Origin of the sequence: Burkholderia sp. 9777_1386 (assembly GCF_015712265.1) — a bacterium.
GTDB lineage: Bacteria > Pseudomonadota > Gammaproteobacteria > Burkholderiales > Burkholderiaceae > Burkholderia > Burkholderia cenocepacia.
This window is the reverse complement of sequence record NZ_JACCQB010000036.1, coordinates 23,549-39,134: the sequence shown is the minus strand read 5'-3', so window position 1 is coordinate 39,134 and position 15,586 is coordinate 23,549. Positions and strand designations below refer to the sequence as shown.

General features: G+C 67.7%; 16 protein-coding genes. 6 read left to right on the top strand and 10 right to left on the bottom strand.

Features of this window, described 5'->3' with window-relative positions; all coding sequences use genetic code 11:
* Positions 1-19: 19 nt before the first annotated feature.
* Together H0X91_RS23825 and H0X91_RS23820 are read left to right on the top strand one after the other, a co-directional pair.
* The gene (locus tag H0X91_RS23825; protein ID WP_006482508.1) at positions 20-859 is read left to right on the top strand and encodes a polyphosphate kinase 2 family protein; all 840 of its coding nucleotides are present in this window, start codon (positions 20-22) and stop codon (positions 857-859) included.
* 40 nt (positions 860-899) lie between these two features.
* Positions 900-1,673, top strand: coding sequence for an exodeoxyribonuclease III (locus tag H0X91_RS23820; RefSeq protein ID WP_006494378.1), 774 nt, complete (start codon positions 900-902; stop codon positions 1,671-1,673).
* A gap of 108 nt (positions 1,674-1,781) precedes the next feature.
* Here H0X91_RS23820 and H0X91_RS23815 read toward each other — a convergent pair whose 3' ends face one another.
* Entirely contained in the window at positions 1,782-2,834 is a 1,053-nt protein-coding gene (locus tag H0X91_RS23815) for an NAD(P)-dependent alcohol dehydrogenase (RefSeq protein WP_196433402.1), read from the bottom strand.
* A gap of 226 nt (positions 2,835-3,060) precedes the next feature.
* Between H0X91_RS23815 and H0X91_RS23810 the strand changes: the two genes are divergently transcribed.
* Positions 3,061-4,005, top strand: coding sequence for an AraC family transcriptional regulator (locus H0X91_RS23810; RefSeq protein WP_034201228.1), 945 nt, complete (start codon positions 3,061-3,063; stop codon positions 4,003-4,005).
* Between the two features lie 22 nt (positions 4,006-4,027).
* Here the strand turns inward: H0X91_RS23810 and H0X91_RS23805 are convergent, their stop codons facing one another.
* The 7 genes from H0X91_RS23805 to argB all read right to left on the bottom strand — a co-directional run bounded on the left by H0X91_RS23805 (position 4,028) and on the right by argB (position 10,932).
* Positions 4,028-5,068, bottom strand: coding sequence for a M48 family metallopeptidase (locus H0X91_RS23805; RefSeq protein ID WP_034201229.1), 1,041 nt, complete (start codon positions 5,066-5,068; stop codon positions 4,028-4,030).
* Positions 5,058-6,479, bottom strand: a complete 1,422-nt coding sequence (locus H0X91_RS23800; RefSeq protein WP_006484646.1) for an AmpG family muropeptide MFS transporter — start codon at positions 6,477-6,479, stop codon at positions 5,058-5,060. The genes H0X91_RS23805 and H0X91_RS23800 overlap by 11 nt, the downstream gene beginning before the upstream one ends.
* Before the next feature lie 116 nt (positions 6,480-6,595).
* Positions 6,596-7,204 (bottom strand): methionine biosynthesis protein MetW, encoded by a 609-nt coding sequence (metW, locus tag H0X91_RS23795; RefSeq protein WP_006484645.1) that lies wholly within the window; start codon positions 7,202-7,204, stop codon positions 6,596-6,598.
* Positions 7,201-8,346 (bottom strand): homoserine O-succinyltransferase MetX, encoded by a 1,146-nt coding sequence (metX, locus tag H0X91_RS23790; RefSeq protein ID WP_196433401.1) that lies wholly within the window; start codon positions 8,344-8,346, stop codon positions 7,201-7,203. The genes metW and metX overlap by 4 nt, the downstream gene beginning before the upstream one ends.
* Positions 8,347-8,612: 266 nt before the next feature.
* A complete protein-coding gene (slmA, locus tag H0X91_RS23785; RefSeq protein ID WP_012492337.1) occupies positions 8,613-9,278 on the bottom strand; it encodes a nucleoid occlusion factor SlmA in 666 nt (221 codons plus the stop codon).
* Positions 9,245-10,036 carry a pyrimidine 5'-nucleotidase gene (locus tag H0X91_RS23780; RefSeq protein ID WP_006495545.1) on the bottom strand — a complete coding sequence of 264 codons (792 nt, stop codon included), beginning with the start codon at positions 10,034-10,036 and terminating at the stop codon, positions 9,245-9,247. The genes slmA and H0X91_RS23780 overlap by 34 nt, the downstream gene beginning before the upstream one ends.
* Positions 10,033-10,932 carry an acetylglutamate kinase gene (argB, locus tag H0X91_RS23775; RefSeq protein ID WP_006490510.1) on the bottom strand — a complete coding sequence of 300 codons (900 nt, stop codon included), beginning with the start codon at positions 10,930-10,932 and terminating at the stop codon, positions 10,033-10,035. The genes H0X91_RS23780 and argB overlap by 4 nt, the downstream gene beginning before the upstream one ends.
* 294 nt (positions 10,933-11,226) lie before the next feature.
* Here argB and H0X91_RS23770 point away from each other — a divergent pair, with 294 nt between their 5' ends.
* The 3 genes from H0X91_RS23770 to H0X91_RS23760 all read left to right on the top strand — a co-directional run bounded on the left by H0X91_RS23770 (position 11,227) and on the right by H0X91_RS23760 (position 13,529).
* A complete protein-coding gene (locus H0X91_RS23770; protein ID WP_006495544.1) occupies positions 11,227-11,451 on the top strand; it encodes a cysteine-rich CWC family protein in 225 nt (74 codons plus the stop codon).
* Positions 11,452-11,542: 91 nt separating this feature from the next.
* The gene (locus tag H0X91_RS23765; protein WP_006495543.1) at positions 11,543-12,973 is read left to right on the top strand and encodes an ATP-binding protein; all 1,431 of its coding nucleotides are present in this window, start codon (positions 11,543-11,545) and stop codon (positions 12,971-12,973) included.
* 13 nt (positions 12,974-12,986) lie between these two features.
* On the top strand, positions 12,987-13,529 hold the full coding sequence (locus tag H0X91_RS23760; protein ID WP_006483687.1) for a response regulator transcription factor: 543 nt from the start codon (positions 12,987-12,989) through the stop codon (positions 13,527-13,529).
* Between the two features lie 67 nt (positions 13,530-13,596).
* Here H0X91_RS23760 and hslU read toward each other — a convergent pair whose 3' ends face one another.
* Both hslU and hslV read right to left on the bottom strand, forming a co-directional pair.
* A complete protein-coding gene (gene hslU, locus H0X91_RS23755) occupies positions 13,597-14,940 on the bottom strand; it encodes an ATP-dependent protease ATPase subunit HslU (protein WP_006483681.1) in 1,344 nt (447 codons plus the stop codon).
* A gap of 10 nt (positions 14,941-14,950) precedes the next feature.
* Complete coding sequence (gene hslV / locus H0X91_RS23750; RefSeq protein ID WP_006483683.1) at positions 14,951-15,487, bottom strand: ATP-dependent protease subunit HslV; 537 nt, start codon at positions 15,485-15,487, stop codon at positions 14,951-14,953.
* Positions 15,488-15,586: the final 99 nt, after the last annotated feature.

Genomic DNA, 15,586 nt, shown 5'->3' with positions numbered 1-15,586 from the left:
CCGTCCAACGGAGGAACGAATGGCGAAACAACCGTCGCTCGACGATTTCCGCGTGCCGTACAGCACGCGCGAGAAGGAAGCCGCCGCATTCAAGCTCGACGCGTTCGACCCGGCCGCGAAGCCGTTTTCGTCCGGCTCGAAGGAGGCCGACCGTGAACGGCTGTCGGTCGTGTCGACCGAGCTCGACGTGCAGCAGGAGCGCCTGCACACGCAGCAGAAGAAGCGCGTGCTGCTCGTGCTGCAGGGGATGGATACGAGCGGCAAGGACGGCACCGTGCGCGCGGTGTTTCGCGAGGTCGATCCGCTCGGCCTGCGCATCGTGCCGTTCAAGGCGCCGACGCCGATCGAGGCCGCGCACGACTTCCTGTGGCGCGTGCATGCGCAGGTGCCGGCGGCCGGCGAGCTCGCGATCTTCAACCGCAGCCACTACGAAGACGTGCTGGTGCCGCGCGTGCTCGGCGCGATCGGCGACAAGGAGTGCGAGCGCCGCTACCGGCAGATCCGCGATTTCGAGACGATGCTGTTCGAGAACGGCACGACGATCATCAAGTGCTTCCTGCACATCTCGAAGGACGAGCAGCGCGCGCGGTTGCAGGCGCGCATCGACGATCCGACCAAGCACTGGAAATTCGACATCGCCGATCTCGACGCGCGCAAGCACTGGGACGCCTACCAGTCCGCGTACCGCGACGCGCTCGCCGCGACGTCGGCCGAGCATGCGCCGTGGTACGTGATCCCGGCGAATTCGAAGACGCACCGCAACGTGATGATCGCCGAGCTGCTGCTGCGCACGATGACCGACATGAAGCTGGAATTCCCGCCGCCGAAGCCCGAGCTCGAAGGCGTGAAGATCCGTTAAGCTGCCCCCTGTAAAAATATCGAACTGAACGGAACCCGACATGATGCGAGTGATCACCGCCAACCTGAACGGCATCCGCTCCGCCGCGAAGAAGGGCTTCTTTGACTGGCTCGGCGAACAGAACGCCGATTGCGTGTGCGTGCAGGAAATCAAGGTATCGGCCGACGACCTGCCGGCCGAATTCGTCGAGCCGCACGGCTTCAAGAGCTATTTCCACCACGCCGAGAAGAAGGGCTACAGCGGCGCGGGCGTGTACAGCCGCCGCGAGCCCGATGACGTGATCATCGGTTTCGGCAGCAGCGAATTCGATCCCGAGGGGCGTTACGTCGAGGCGCGCTACGGCAAGCTGTCGGTCGTGTCGGTGTACGTGCCGTCCGGCTCGAGCGGCGAGGAGCGCCAGCAGGCGAAGTACCGCTTCATGGCCGAATTCATGCCGCACCTCGCGGCGCTGAAGAAGAAGCGCGAGGTGATCCTGTGCGGCGACGTGAACATCGTCCACAAGGAAATCGACATCAAGAACTGGAAGAGCAACCAGAAGAACTCGGGCTGCCTGCCGGAAGAGCGCGAGTGGCTCACGAAGCTGTTCGACGACGTCGGCTACGTCGACGTGTTCCGCACGCTCGACCCGCGTCCCGAGCAGTACACGTGGTGGAGCAACCGCGGCCAGGCGTACGCGAAGAACGTCGGGTGGCGGATCGATTACCAGATCGCGACGCCGGGCGTGGCCGGGACCGCGAAAAGCACGTCGATCTTCAAGGACATCAAGTTCAGCGACCATGCGCCGCTGACGGTCGACTACGACTACCAGAAGTGATGGCCGGCGCTGCGCCGCGCGCGCAGCCGCCGGGCCATTCATTCCGGTCGCCGGATGCAAAACGGGCCGCCTGTTCCGACAGGCGGCCCGTTTCGCTTGGGGCGGCGCTTACTGCTTGAGCGACGCCATGTCGATCACGAACCGGTACTTCACGTCGCTCTTCAGCATCCGCTCGTAGGCCGTGTTGATCTGCTGCATCGGAATCGTCTCGATATCGGACGTGATCCCGTGTTCCGCGCAGAAATCGAGCATTTCCTGCGTTTCCGCGATCCCGCCGATCAGCGAACCCGCGAGGCGGCGGCGCTTGAAGATCAGGTTGAACACCTGCGGCGACGGATGGTCGTGCTCCGGCGCGCCGACGAGCGTCATCGTGCCGTCGCGCTTGAGCAGGTGCAGGAACGGATTCAGGTCGTGCTGCGCGGCGACCGTGTTCAGGATGAAGTCGACACTGTTCAGGTGCGCGTTCATCTGCGCTTCGTCCTTCGAGATCACGACTTCGTGCGCGCCGAGCCGCTTGCCGTCCTCGATCTTCGACGGCGACGTCGTAAACAGCACGACGTGCGCACCCATCGCGCGCGCCAGCTTCACACCCATGTGGCCGAGGCCGCCGAGACCGACGATGCCGACCTTCTTGCCGGGGCCGACGTTCCACTGCCGCAGCGGCGAGTAGGTCGTGATCCCCGCGCACAGCAGCGGCGCCGCGCCGGCCGGGTCGAGCGTGTCCGGCACGCGCAGCACGAACGCCTCGTCGACGACGAGCTGCGTCGAATAGCCACCGTACGTGATGTCGCCCGTCACGCGGTCCTGGCCGTTGTAGGTGCCGACGAAGCCGTTCTCGCAATACTGCTCGAGGCCTTCTTCGCAGCTCGCGCAGGTGCGGCACGAATCGACGAGACAGCCGACGCCGACCAGCTCGCCGACCTTGACGCGCGACACCTGCGGGCCGGTCGCGCTCACGCGGCCGACGATTTCATGGCCCGGCACGACCGGGTAGATCGTGTTGCGCCATTCGTTGCGCGCCTGGTGAAGGTCCGAGTGGCAGACGCCGCAGTAGAGGACGTCGATCTGGACGTCGAGGTCGCGCAGCGCGCGACGCTGGAATTCGAACGGGGCGAGCGGCGACTGCGCATCGGTCGCCGCGTAGGCATAGGTCGTACTCATGCAAGGGCTCCTTGTCCGGAAAACATCCGGCGAAACAGACTGCCGTCGCATCATGTGGCGATGCGGCGAGACAGGACGTCATCGTAAGGAGCGCGGCGCCGCGGCGAAATACACGAAGGTCTGGAAGATTTGCCTATTCCTCTCGAATTGCCCGCGAACAGCCGTCAAAATGTGTCCAAGGTGCTACATTGCGAGCCAGATTCTCTTGCCGGACAGGGCCGTACCGATGAGCTTCCAACCCCTTTTGGCCGACGCGGGCGAGCGCCTGCAGCGCCGCATGATCGAGCTGCACACGCGCCTCGCGCCGAACGAGGGCGACACGCTCGCGGCGCTCGACGGCGTGCGCTTCATCCGTGTGACCCATCCGGCGCCGCGCATGCCGGTGCTGTACGAGCCGAGCATCATCGTCGTGTGCCAGGGGCGCAAGCTCGGCTATCTCGGCGACCGCTCGTTCGTGTACGACGCGCAGCAGTATCTGGTGCTGTCGGTGCCGCTGCCGTTCGAATGCGAGACCTTCGCGAGCATGGACGAGCCGTTTCTCGCGATCTCGATCCGCGTCGATCTCGCGGTGATCGCCGAACTCGCGATCCTGCTCGACGAGACGCTCGGCGCGGCGGTCAGCGAGCCGCTCGGCGTCTATTCAACGCCGCTCGACGCGCCGTTGGCCGATGCCGTCGTGCGCCTGCTCGAAGCGCTCGCGTCGCCGCACGACACACGGGTGCTGGGGCCGGCGATCATGCGCGAGATCGCGTATCGCGTGCTGACTGGCGAGCAGGGCGACGCGATGCGCGCGGCGCTCGTGCAGCAGCATCATTTCGGTCGCATCGCGAAGGCGTTGCGGCGCATCCATGCGGAGCTGAAGGCCGATCTCGACGTCGAGACGCTCGCCCGCGAAGCCGGGATGAGCCTCGCGGTGTTTCACGCGCAGTTCAAGCACGTGACGGCGACGTCGCCGATGCAGTACGTGAAAACCGCGCGGCTGCACCAGGCGCGGCTGATGATGGTGCGCGACGGGCTGGGCGCCGGCGCGGCGGCCGCGCGGGTCGGCTATGCGAGCGCGTCGCAGTTCAGCCGCGAGTTCAAGCGGCTGTTCGGCCGCAGCCCGGGAGACGAAGTGCGCTGGATGCGCGACAGCGGGGTGCGCCCGGCCATGGCCGACGCGGACGCGTAGCGTCCCGGCGTCGCGCGGCGGTTCAGCGCCGCACGATCTTGCGCCGCTGCGCGCTGATGCCCGCGTAGTCGGGCAGCGATTCGACGCGCTTGCCCGTTGCCTTCGCGTACAGCGGCATCAGGTCCGGCAGCCGGTTCAGCAGGTCCTGGCGGCGCGCGCTGCTGTACGGATGCGTGTAGATGAAGCCCGACGCCTTGTTCGCGCGGGTCGCGACCGCGAGCTTGTCCCACAGCGTGATCGCCGCGCGCGGATCGAAGCCCGCGCGGGCGGCGATGTCGCCGCCGATCACGTCGGCCTCGGTCTCGTCGGTCGGGTCGTAGTGGAGCGATTGCAGGCGCTCGCCGAGGTTCAGCGCCTGCGGCAGCGGATCGCCGACGCCGAACAGCGGCGGCAGCGCGGCCGCGCGCAGCGACGTCTGCGAGGTCACGCTGAAGTTGCTGCGCGCGTGTTCGCGCAGCGCATGGGCGATGCCGTGCGCGAGCAGCACGCCGAGCTCGTCGTCGTTCAGGCGCACCCGATCGAGCATGCCGCCGTACACGAGCACCTTGCCGCCCGGCAGGCAGGTCAGGCGGATGTCTCGCGAGCGGATCGCGTTCACGTCCCAGGCCCAGCTTTTCACGCGGTCGTTCCACTTCACCGAATACGGCGCGAGCTTCGCGACGATCGCGCGCAGCCGCTTCACGCGCGGCTGGTTCGCGCTCAGCAGCCGGTTGCTGTCGGCGGCCGCCTGGACGATCTGTGCGTACTCGTTCGCGGTGAGCTGTTCGAGCAGCGGCGACGGGATCAGCGTGCGGAATGCGATCGCGTTGCCGTAACGGACCTGCTGCGGCGTCGGCGTATAGGCCTTCGCGGGCGCCGCGGCGCCGGTCGGCTGCGCGCCTTCCGCGATGGACGGCGCGGCGGGCGCGGCCGCCGTCGCAGGCGCGGGCGGCGTCGCCGGCGCGGAGCCCGCCGCGGTCGCGCCGGTGTCGCTCGCGCAGGCGTCCATCGCGGCCAGTGCCGCGGCGCCGATGCTCAACGCAGCCGCGACGCGGGCGAGACGATGCAGGCGGTTACTGCGCACGGCTCGCCTCGCCGTCGCGTGCGGTACCGTTCCACGGCGCGATCCTGAACAGCAGCAGCATGCCGGGAATCGCGAGCGCGGTACACACGATGAAGTAGTCGAACCAGCCGATCTTCGCGACGATGAAGCCGCTCGCGGCCGACGCGAGCGTGCGCGGCACCGACGCGAGGCTCGTGAACAGCGCGAACTGCGTGGCCGTATAGCGCGGGTCGGTCGTGCTCGCGATATAGGCGACGAACGCGGCCATCGTCAGGCCGGTCGTGAAGGTTTCGAAGCCGTAGACGATCGCGAGCGCGACCGTCATCGGGCTGAATTGCGGCGTGACGGCGATGCCGAAAACCGACAGCGCGGACGCGATCGCGTGACTCGTCGACACGGTGAAGTCGTACAGCATCGCGAGCACCGGCGAGCCGGGGCCGAGCTGCGCGAGCCACGCGAAGCCGAGCGTCGACACCAACTGCAGCGCGCCGAAGATCCACAGCCCGCGGCCGATGCCGATCTTCACGAGCCAGATGCCGCCGATGATGCCGCCCAGCACGCTCGCGACAAGCGCGGTGGTTTTCGCGACGATGCCGATCTCGGTGCGCGTGAAGCCGATGTCGAGGAAGAACGACGTCGACAGCGTGGTGGCCATCGTGTCGCCGATCTTGTACAGGAAGATGAACGCGATGACGAGCAGCGCGCCGGCCCAGCCGTCGCGCTGGATGAATTCGCGGAACGGCAGCACGATCGCGTCGCGCAGGTTGCGCGGCGGCGCGCCGACCACTTCCGGCTCGCGCACGACGAGCGTCATCAGGATGCCCGGCAGCATGAACGCCCCGGTGATCGCGAACACGGCGTCCCACGGCATGTGGTCGGACAGGATCAGCGCCAGTGAGCCGGGGATCAGCGCGGCGAGCTTGTACGCGTTCACGTGCACCGCGTTGCCGAGGCCCTGCTCGGTGTCGCGCAGCAGCTCGCGGCGGTACGCGTCGATCACGATGTCGGCGCTCGCACCGAAGAACGCGACGAGCGTGGTGAGCGCGGCAACCGTCCAGATCGAGTCGCGCGGCGACACGAAGCCGAGCGCGGCGATCGCGCCCGCGACCAGCAGCTGCGTGAGCAGCAGCCAGCCGCGCCGGCGGCCCGGCCGCCAGCCGGGCAGGCGCGGGATGTAGCGGTCCATCAGCGGCGCCCACAGGAACTTCCACGTATACGGGAACTGGATCAGCGCGAACAGGCCGATTTCCTTCAGGTTCACGCCTTCGGAGCGCAGCCATGCCTGCACGAGGTAGACGAGCGTGAAGAGGGGCAGACCCGACGTGAAACCCAGGAACACGCAGATCAGCATGTGCGTGTTCAGATAGGCTCGCCAGCCGGGGTGATCCTCGTGAGCGGTGAGTGCGGGCGCCTCGTGTGGCGTTTTCGACATGGACTGGAACTGGGTAGCGTTGACTGATGGCGGCGGCAGCGCAGGCGGCGCGAGCGGCGCACGAGGGGCGACCGCTCGCGCGTGCGGACCGGAGCTTCCGTCAACGGTCCCCCGGCTCAGCTGCGCTTGACGCGGTAGACAGCAAGACTACCACGCCAGTTCGCTCCCCATCGAATCGGCTGGCCTTCGTGCAGCACGATGCGGTCGAGAATCGTGACGCCGACCTCGGGCGCGAGTGCCTCGAAATCCTTGATCGTCAGCACCCGCACGTTCGGCGTGTTGTGCCACTGGTAAGGCAGCGACTTCGACACCGGCATGCGGCCGCGCAGCACCGACAGCCGGTGCGCCCAGTAGCCGAAGTTCGGGAACGACACGATGCATTCGCGCCCGACCCGCGCGGTTTCGCGCAGGATCGCGGCGGTCTGGTGAATCGTCTGCAGAGTCTGCGACAGGATCGCGATGTCGAAGCTGTGGTCCTCGAACAGGCGCAGGCCGTCCTCGAGGTTCTGCTGGATCACGTTGATGCCGTTCTTCGTGCTCGCGAGCACGCCCGCGTCGTTCAGCTCGATCCCGTAGCCGGTGACGTCCAGCTCTTCCATCAGCAGCGACAGCAGCGAGCCGTCGCCGCAGCCGAGGTCGAGCACGGTCGCACGCGGCTCGACCCAGCGCGCGATCGCGCGGAAGTCCGCGCGCGCGGACAGGGAATTCAGCGCTTGCTGGTTCATGCTCCTACCTCGTTGGCGATTCGTTCGTAATACGCGCGGATCAGGTTGTGATAACGCGCATCGTCGAGCAGGAACGCATCGTGGCCGTGCGGCGCATCGATTTCCGCGTAGCTGACCGTGCGCTTGTTGTCGAGCAGCGCCTTCACGATCTCGCGCGAGCGCGCGGGCGCGAAGCGCCAGTCGGTCGAGAAGCTCGCGATCAGGTACTTCGCCTGCGTGTGCGCGAGCGCGGCCGTCAGGTTGCCGTCGAACGCCTTCGCCGGATCGAAGTAGTCGAGCGCGCGCGTGATCAGCAGGTAGGTGTTCGCGTCGAAGTAGTCGGCGAACTTGTCGCCCTGGTAGCGCAGGTACGACTCGACCTCGAACTCGACGTCGAAGCTGAAGTTGTACGCGTCGAGCGCGCCGTCGGCGCGGCGCAGCGCCCGGCCGAATTTCTCGGCCATGTCGTCGTCGGACAGGTACGTGATGTGGCCGATCATCCGCGCGACGCGCAGGCCGCGCTTCGGCTTCACGCCGTGCGCGTAGTAGTCGCCGCCGTGGAAATCGGGATCGGACAGGATCGCCGAGCGCGCGACCTCGTTGAATGCGATGTTCTGCGCGGACAGCTTCGGCGTCGACGCGATGTCGATGCAGTGCGCGACGCGTTCCGGATACATCAGGCTCCACGCGAGCGCCTGCATGCCGCCGAGGCTGCCGCCCATCACCGCGGCGAAGCGCTCGATGCCGAATGCGTCGGCGACGCGCGCTTGCGCATGCACCCAGTCCTCGACGGTGACCACCGGGAACTTCGCGCCGTACGGCTTGCCGGTCGACGGATCGATGCTCATCGGTCCGGTCGAGCCGAAACACGAGCCGAGGTTGTTCACGCCGATCACGAAGAAGCGGTTGGTGTCGAGCGGCTTGCCCGGGCCGACCATGTTGTCCCACCAGCCGGTGCTGCGCGGATCGTCCGCGTAGACGCCGGTGACGTGGTGCGACGCGTTGAGCGCGTGGCAGACGAGCACCGCGTTCGAGCGCGCGGCGTTGAGCTCGCCGTACGTCTCGACGACGAGCTGATAGTTGCCGATCACGCTGCCGCTTTGCAAGCGCAGCGGTTCGGCGAAGTGCATGGTCTGTGGAGCGACGATGCCGATCGATTCCATTCGTTCCGCCTTATGACTGGGCGGCTAAATGGTGTCGGCGATGCGCGGAGGCGAAGGTGCGCGGCTGACGACCTCTTTAGCCGCATTTGTAGTGAACCGCCAGGGCGAACGCACAGCCACGCCCTGGCCGGTTCGCGCGCCCGCAATCGAGTCAGCAAATCGGCGCGCTTCCGACCTGCCGCCCGTGGGGCGACAGTCGGCAAAGTATAGCGGAAATTGCGAGGCCCGGATTCGGGCGCATGGCGGGGCGCGCCGTCATGCGTCGGTCACTGCAGGATCAGCCGCAGATGCGCATCGGCCTGCTCGCCCGGCGGCTTCTGGAACCCGCCTTTCGCGAACCGATGCCACCGGCCGATCACGTAGCTGACGAGCAGGCTCGCGCGGGCGCCGGGATCGTAGTCGGCGGGCAGCACGAACGGCGTCGCGCCGTCCTGCGGCGCATTCGCCTCGGTACGCGCGACGCGCAGGCATTGCTTGACGGTCGCCTCGATCCGGTCGAGCAGCTGGTTCACGCGCTCGGTGAGCCGCTCGTCCTCGCCGACCAGCGCCTCGCCGGTCAGCACGCGCGTCATGCCGGGGTTCTTCGCGGCGAAATTGAGCATCGTCAACGCGATCGTGCGGGCCTGCAGCACGCCGTTCGGCTCTTTCGCGACGATCTGGTTGACGAGCCCGAACAGCGCCTGTTCGATGAACTCGATCAACCCTTCGTACATCTTCGCCTTGCTGGTGAAGTGCCGATACAGCGCGGCCTCCGACACGTCGAGCCGGGCCGCGAGCGCGGCGGTGGTGATTTTCTCGGGTTTCGGGGCCTCGAGCATCGCCGCGAGCGTCTGCAGGATCATGACGCGGCGCTCGCCTGGCTTCGGGCGCGGGCGCGAGGGTGTGGCCTGGCCTTCCGTTACGGCTTGGTCCTGCGGGTAAGTCGGCTGCATTTTTGTCGCCCCGATCGTGTGCCCAGTCGCAGCGATTTTAACGAACGAATGCGCTGGTCGACATAATGCGGACGTCCGGTCGCCGGCAGATGGCCGGGCAAGTGGCCGGTGATCCATATCGTGCCGATGCCCAGACGCTTGTAGCGTTTCAGGTGGCCGCGCGTATCCTCGACGAGGATCGCGTCGGCGAGCCGTGCGTGCGCGGCGCGCAGCGTCCGGCGCAGCATCGTGTGATCGGGCTTCGCGCGCCACGTGCGGCGGTCGCGCATGTGCTCGATCGCGATCACGCGCTCGAACAGCCGCTCGATGCCCAGCTCGCGCAGCACCGCGCGCGCATAGTTTTCCGGCGCGTTGGTCAGGATCAGCTTGCGGCCCGGTAGCGCGGCGACGATCCGCGCGAGGCCGCGCTCGGCCCGCACCATCGCGGGCAGGTCGGAAAACGTGTGGACCACGCGCAGGAAATCGTGCGGGTCGATCGGGTGATGGCGCGTGAGACCGAGCAGCGCGGCGCCGTAGCGCTCGGTGTAGCCGGTGCGCAGGCGGTCGGCTTCGGCGCGCCCGACCTGCAGCGCGTCGATGATGTATTGCGTCATCGCACGGTTGATCTCGGGAAAGATCGCATGCGATGCGTGGTGCAGCGTGTTGTCCAGATCGAACAACCAGACCGGCGCGCCGGCGCGCGGCCGGCTGCGCGAGATGCGCCGGCGCCGCAGCGGGGCCGGCAGGTCGGGGCGGGCAGGCGGGCGGCGCGCGCTCAATGCGAGCGGATCATCGTGCCGAACGGCTGCTCGGTCAGGATTTCCAGCAGCACCGAATGCTCGATCCGGCCGTCAACGATGTGCACCGACTTCACGCCGCTCTTCGCGGCGTCGAGCGCCGACGAGATCTTCGGCAGCATGCCGCCGGAGATCGTGCCGTCCTCGAACAGCGCGTCGATCTCGCGCGCGGACAGGTCGGTCAGCAGGTTGCCGTCCTTATCCATCACGCCCGGGATGTTGGTCATCATCAGCAGCTTCTCGGCGTTCAGCACCGTGGCGAGCTTGCCTGCGACCAGATCCGCGTTGATGTTGTACGACAGGCCGTCTTCACCGAAGCCGATCGGCGAGATCACCGGGATGAACGCGTCGTCCTGCAGCGCCTTCACGACCGCCGGGTTGATCGCCTCGACTTCGCCGACCTGGCCGATGTCGATGTACTGGCCCGGGTTGTCGCGGTCCGGCATCAGCAGCTTGCGCGCGTGGATCAGGCCGCCGTCCTTGCCCGTCAGGCCCACCGCGTGGCCGCCGAAGTGGTTGATCAGCATCACGATGTCCTGCTGCACTTCGCCGCCCAGCACCCATTCGACGACTTCCATCGTCTCTTCGTCGGTGACGCGCATGCCCTGGATGAAGGTGCCGGCCTTGCCGATCTTCTTCAGCGCGTGATCGATCTGCGGACCGCCGCCGTGGACGATCACCGGATTGATGCCGACCAGTTTCAGCAGGATCACGTCGCGCGCGAAGCCTTGCTTGAGCCGCTCTTCCGTCATCGCGTTGCCGCCGTATTTGATGACCACGGTCTTGCCGTGGTAACGACGGATGTACGGCAGCGCCTCCGCGAGGATTTCTGCTTTCAGCGTGGGGGCGATCTGCGAGAGGTCGATGGGCTCGGACATGGCGGCGGCTCTGGCTGGGAACGGTTGAAACAGGCCGAATTGTACAGGAGTGGCGCAGCGCAGCATCGGGTTTTTGGGCCGATCGGAACACCGGCGGCGCGCCGCGGCATCGCACGCGGCGGCCCGCCGGCTATGGCGCGGCGCGATTCGGGCGGCGCTCGCACGGGCGACACCGGCGGGCTGGCGCGCGCGTGTTTGCGGTGGAGCCTGGTCAGGCGGCCGACGTGCAAAATCCGGCCGCCGCGCTATGCTTGTCGCGTGGGGCGATGTCCCGCCCGCTTCCGCGATTGCGCCATGACCGATTCCGCCGCCGACGCCCGTTCCGCTCCGCGCCGTGCGCGCTGCCCGCGCTGCGGGCGCGGCTTCGACTGCGGCGCGCACACGCAGCCGTTCGACTGCTGGTGCGCGTCGATGCCGGTGCCGCCCGGCGGTACGCCCCCCGCGGCCGGCGCGCGGTGCCGGTGCCCCGAGTGTCTGGCCGACGAGATCGCGCAGCGCATGGCCGGCGCGGCCGGTTGACGGTGCCGCGCCACGCACGCGCCTCGCCCGTTCGCGTGCGCCGATCCGGCCCCGCTAGAGGCGCCGGGCGCTAAACGGGTAAACTGCTCGGATGCAACGAATCACCACCACCGGGCGCGTCAACCTCAGTCACCTGTTCTGGCTCCGTAATCTCGCGATCATCGGCCAGCTCGTGACGATCGGCGTTGTGCAGACCTATTTCGGCGTGCATCTGCCGTTGCCGGCGATGCTGATGGTCATCGCGCTCGAAATCGTTTTCAACGCGCTGACCTGGGTGCGCGTGCTGCGTGCGCGGCCCGAGACCAATTTCGAGCTGCTCGGCCAGCTGTGGGTCGACCTTGGTGCGCTGTCCGCGCTGCTGTTCCTGTCGGGCGGGACGACCAACCCGTTCGTGTCGCTGTACCTGCCGTCGCTCGCGATCGCGGCGGCCGTGCTGCCGTGGCACCTGATGATCTGGCTCGCGGCGTTCGCGGTCGCCTGCTACGCGGCGCTCGGCTTCGACTCGGTGCCGCTCAACATGGACAACCCGGCGAACCTGTTCGATTACTACCGTACCGGCATGTGGGCGAACTTCATGGTCAGCGTCGGGCTGATCGCGTGGTTCGTCGCGCGCATGTCGAATGCGCTGCGCCAGCGCGACGCGGCGCTCGGCGAGGCGCAGGCGCATCTGCTGCGCGACGAGCGGGCCGTCGCGCTCGGCGTGCAGGCCGCCACCGTCGCGCATGAAATGGGCACGCCGCTGTCGACCATCGCGATGCTCGCCGAGGAGTTGCGCGACGCGGCGCGCGCCGATCCTGGGCTGGCGCGCTACGAGGCCGACCTGAAGGTGCTCGAGGAACAGATGACGCTGTGCACGTCGGCGCTCGCGCGCCTGCGCAGCCGCGCGAGCGCGCCGGCGAGCCGCCAGCCGGTGGACGACTGGCTCGACACGTTCGTCGAGCACTGGCGCCTGCGGCATCCGCACGTGCAGTTCGAACTGCTCGGCGCGCGCCCGGCCGGCGTCGCGCTCGACGATACGGTCGCGGCCGGCCAGATCCTGACGATCCTGCTCGACAACGCCGCGCGCGCGAGCCCGCAGCGCGTGACGCTTGCCGCGAAGGTCGCGCACGATCGCGCGGCCGACGAAATCGAATTCGAGGTATGCGACGATGGGCCCGGCATTCCGGCCGCGCTGCGCGAATCGCTCGGCGCGATGCCGGTCGACAGCACGCAGGGCGGGCACGGCGTCGGCCTGTATCTCGCGTTCAGTGCGGCCGCGCGGCTCGGCGGCGAGATCGAACTGTCCGATGTCACGCCGCGCGCGGCGGGCGGCAACGGGCGGGCCGGCGGTGCGGCAAATGGCCACGCGGCGGCGGCCTCGGGACAACGCGCGGGATCACGCACGGGTGCACCGGCAGCCGAACGGCCAGCCGGCACGCCGGACAGCCGGCCGGCCGGCGCCGCGGCCGGGCGCGGCACGCGGGCCGTGCTGCGCCTGCCGGTCGTGCGCGTCGCGATGCCGGCGGCCTCAACCAACACGTAGACGGAGAAACCCCATGAGCGAGAACAATTTCCTGGTGATCGACGACAACGAGGTGTTCGCGGGCACGCTCGCGCGCGGCCTCGAGCGCCGCGGTTACGCGGTCCAGCAGGCGCACGACAAGGAGGCGGCGCTCCGGCTCGCCGCAGGCGGCAAGTTCCAGTTCATCACCGTCGACCTGCATCTCGGCGAGGATTCGGGGCTGAGCCTGATCGCGCCGTTGTGCGACCTGCAGCCCGATGCGCGCATTCTCGTGCTGACCGGCTACGCGAGCATCGCGACCGCCGTGCAGGCCGTGAAGGAAGGCGCCGACAACTATCTGGCGAAGCCGGCGAACGTCGAGTCGATCCTGGCCGCGCTGCAGACCAACGCGACCGAAGTGCAGGCCGAAGAAGCGCTTGAGAATCCGGTCGTGCTGTCGGTGGACCGGCTCGAATGGGAGCACATTCAGCGCGTGCTGGCCGAGAACAACAACAACATCTCGGCGACCGCGCGCGCGCTGAACATGCACCGCCGCACGCTGCAGCGCAAGCTCGCGAAGAAGCCGGTGCGGCAGTAAGCGGCGCACCAACGAAAACGGGCGACCCCCGAAGGGGCCGCCCGCTTCTCATCCGGCGCCGCGCGCGTTACAGCACGTAGCGCGACAGGTCTTCGTCCTGCGACACTTCGCCGAGCGCGCGGTCGACATACTTCGCGTCGATCGTCACGCGCTCGCCGGCGTGGTTGCCCGCCGAGAACGACACTTCCTCGAGCAGCTTCTCGATCACCGTGTACAGCCGGCGCGCGCCGATGTTCTCGGTTTTCTCGTTGACCGCGAACGCGATCTCGGCGAGGCGCCGGATGCCGTCGTCGGCGAATTCGAGCTGCACGTCTTCGGTCGCGAGCAGCGCCTGGTACTGCTTGACGAGGCTCGCGTCGGTCGCGACGAGGATTGCCTCGAAGTCGTTCACCGACAGCGAATCGAGCTCGACGCGGATCGGGAAGCGGCCCTGCAGTTCGGGAATCAGGTCGCTCGGTTTCGCGAGGTGGAACGCGCCGCTCGCGATGAACAGGATGTGATCGGTCTTCACCATCCCGTACTTCGTGTTGACCGTCGTGCCTTCGACGAGCGGCAGCAGGTCGCGCTGCACGCCCTGGCGCGACACTTCGCCGCCGCTGCCTTCGTTGTTGCGCGACGTGATCTTGTCGATCTCGTCGAGGAACACGATGCCGTTCTGCTCGACGTTCTGCACGGCCTTCGTCTTCACTTCCTCTTCGTTCAGCATCTTCGCCGCTTCCTCGTCGGTCAGCAGCTTCAGCGCTTCCTTGATCTTCACCTTGCGGCGCTGCTTCTTGCCGCTGCCGAGGTTCGAGAACATCGAGCGAATCTGCTCGGTCATCTCTTCCATCCCCGGCGGCGCCATGATGTCCATGCCGACCGACGGCTGCTCGAGGTCGAGCTCGACTTCCTTGTCGTCGAGCTGACCTTCGCGCAGGCGCTTGCGGAAGGTCTGGCGCGTCGCGTTGTTGTCGTCGTTCGCGTGCTCGGCGTTGCCGCCGAAGCCCACCGCGCGCGGTTGCGGCAGCAGGATGTCGAGGATGCGGTCTTCCGCCTGGTCGGTCGCCTTGCTGCGCACCTTGCGCATTTCGGCTTCGCGCGTCTGCTTGACCGAGATCTCGATCAGGTCGCGCACGATGCTGTCGACGTCGCGGCCGACGTAGCCGACTTCGGTGAACTTGGTCGCTTCGATCTTGATGAACGGCGCGTCGGCGAGCTTCGCGAGGCGGCGCGCGATTTCGGTCTTGCCGACGCCCGTCGGCCCGATCATCAGGATGTTCTTCGGCGTGATTTCCTGGCGCAGCGGGTCGGCGACCTGCTGGCGGCGCCAGCGATTGCGCAGCGCGACGGCGACGGCCTTCTTCGCCTTCGCCTGGCCGATGATGTGCTTGTCGAGTTCCGAGACGATCTCGGCAGGGGTCATGGTGCTCATGGGGCTGTCCTTACTCGATCGTTTCGATGATGCGGTTGTGGTTCGTGTAGATGCACATGTCGCCGGCGATCCCGAGCGACTTCTCGACGATTTCGCGCGGCGACAGGTCGGTGTTCTCGACGAGCGCGCGGGCCGCGGCCTGCGCGTACGCGCCGCCCGAGCCGATCGCGCAGATGCCGCCTTCGGGGTCGAGCACGTCGCCGTTGCCGGTGATCACGAGCGTGGTGGTGGCATCGGCCGTGATCAGCATCGCCTCGAGGCGGCGCAGCATCCGGTCGGTGCGCCAGTCCTTCGCGAGCTCGACGGCCGCGCGGGTCAGGTTGCCCTGGTGCTTCTCGAGCTTCGCCTCGAAGCGGTCGAGCAGCGAGAACGCATCGGCGGTGCCGCCCGCGAATCCGACCAGCACCTGGTTGTTGTAGATCCGCCGCACTTTCCGCGCGCCACCCTTCATGACGATGTTGCCGAGGGTTACCTGGCCGTCGCCGCCGAGCGCGACCTTGTCGCCGCGCCGGACCGAAACGATGGTCGTGCCGTGAAATTGCTCCATCTGCGTTCCTTGAGAAAAACGGGGAAGAGTCGGGCGGCGCGACGCGCCGCCGCGTGAATCCGCAGTGCGCCGGGGAGCGGCCCGGCGCGCGTCCGTTTC

Bases quoted from the DNA above. Each gene is read 5' to 3' on its own strand.
- H0X91_RS23820 (WP_006494378.1), top strand. From the start codon at position 900: ATGATGCGAGTGATCACCGCCAACCTGAACGGCATCCGCTCCGCCGCG.
- hslU (WP_006483681.1), bottom strand. From the start codon at position 14,940: ATGAGCACCATGACCCCTGCCGAGATCGTCTCGGAACTCGACAAGCAC.
- metX (WP_196433401.1), bottom strand. From the start codon at position 8,346: ATGGAATCGATCGGCATCGTCGCTCCACAGACCATGCACTTCGCCGAA.
- H0X91_RS23825 (WP_006482508.1), top strand. From the start codon at position 20: ATGGCGAAACAACCGTCGCTCGACGATTTCCGCGTGCCGTACAGCACG.
- H0X91_RS23815 (WP_196433402.1), bottom strand. From the start codon at position 2,834: ATGAGTACGACCTATGCCTACGCGGCGACCGATGCGCAGTCGCCGCTC.
- H0X91_RS23800 (WP_006484646.1), bottom strand. From the start codon at position 6,479: ATGTCGAAAACGCCACACGAGGCGCCCGCACTCACCGCTCACGAGGAT.
- hslV (WP_006483683.1), bottom strand. From the start codon at position 15,487: ATGGAGCAATTTCACGGCACGACCATCGTTTCGGTCCGGCGCGGCGAC.
- metW (WP_006484645.1), bottom strand. From the start codon at position 7,204: ATGAACCAGCAAGCGCTGAATTCCCTGTCCGCGCGCGCGGACTTCCGC.
- H0X91_RS23760 (WP_006483687.1), top strand. From the start codon at position 12,987: ATGAGCGAGAACAATTTCCTGGTGATCGACGACAACGAGGTGTTCGCG.
- H0X91_RS23765 (WP_006495543.1), top strand. From the start codon at position 11,543: ATGCAACGAATCACCACCACCGGGCGCGTCAACCTCAGTCACCTGTTC.
- H0X91_RS23810 (WP_034201228.1), top strand. From the start codon at position 3,061: ATGAGCTTCCAACCCCTTTTGGCCGACGCGGGCGAGCGCCTGCAGCGC.
- argB (WP_006490510.1), bottom strand. From the start codon at position 10,932: ATGTCCGAGCCCATCGACCTCTCGCAGATCGCCCCCACGCTGAAAGCA.
- H0X91_RS23770 (WP_006495544.1), top strand. From the start codon at position 11,227: ATGACCGATTCCGCCGCCGACGCCCGTTCCGCTCCGCGCCGTGCGCGC.
- slmA (WP_012492337.1), bottom strand. From the start codon at position 9,278: ATGCAGCCGACTTACCCGCAGGACCAAGCCGTAACGGAAGGCCAGGCC.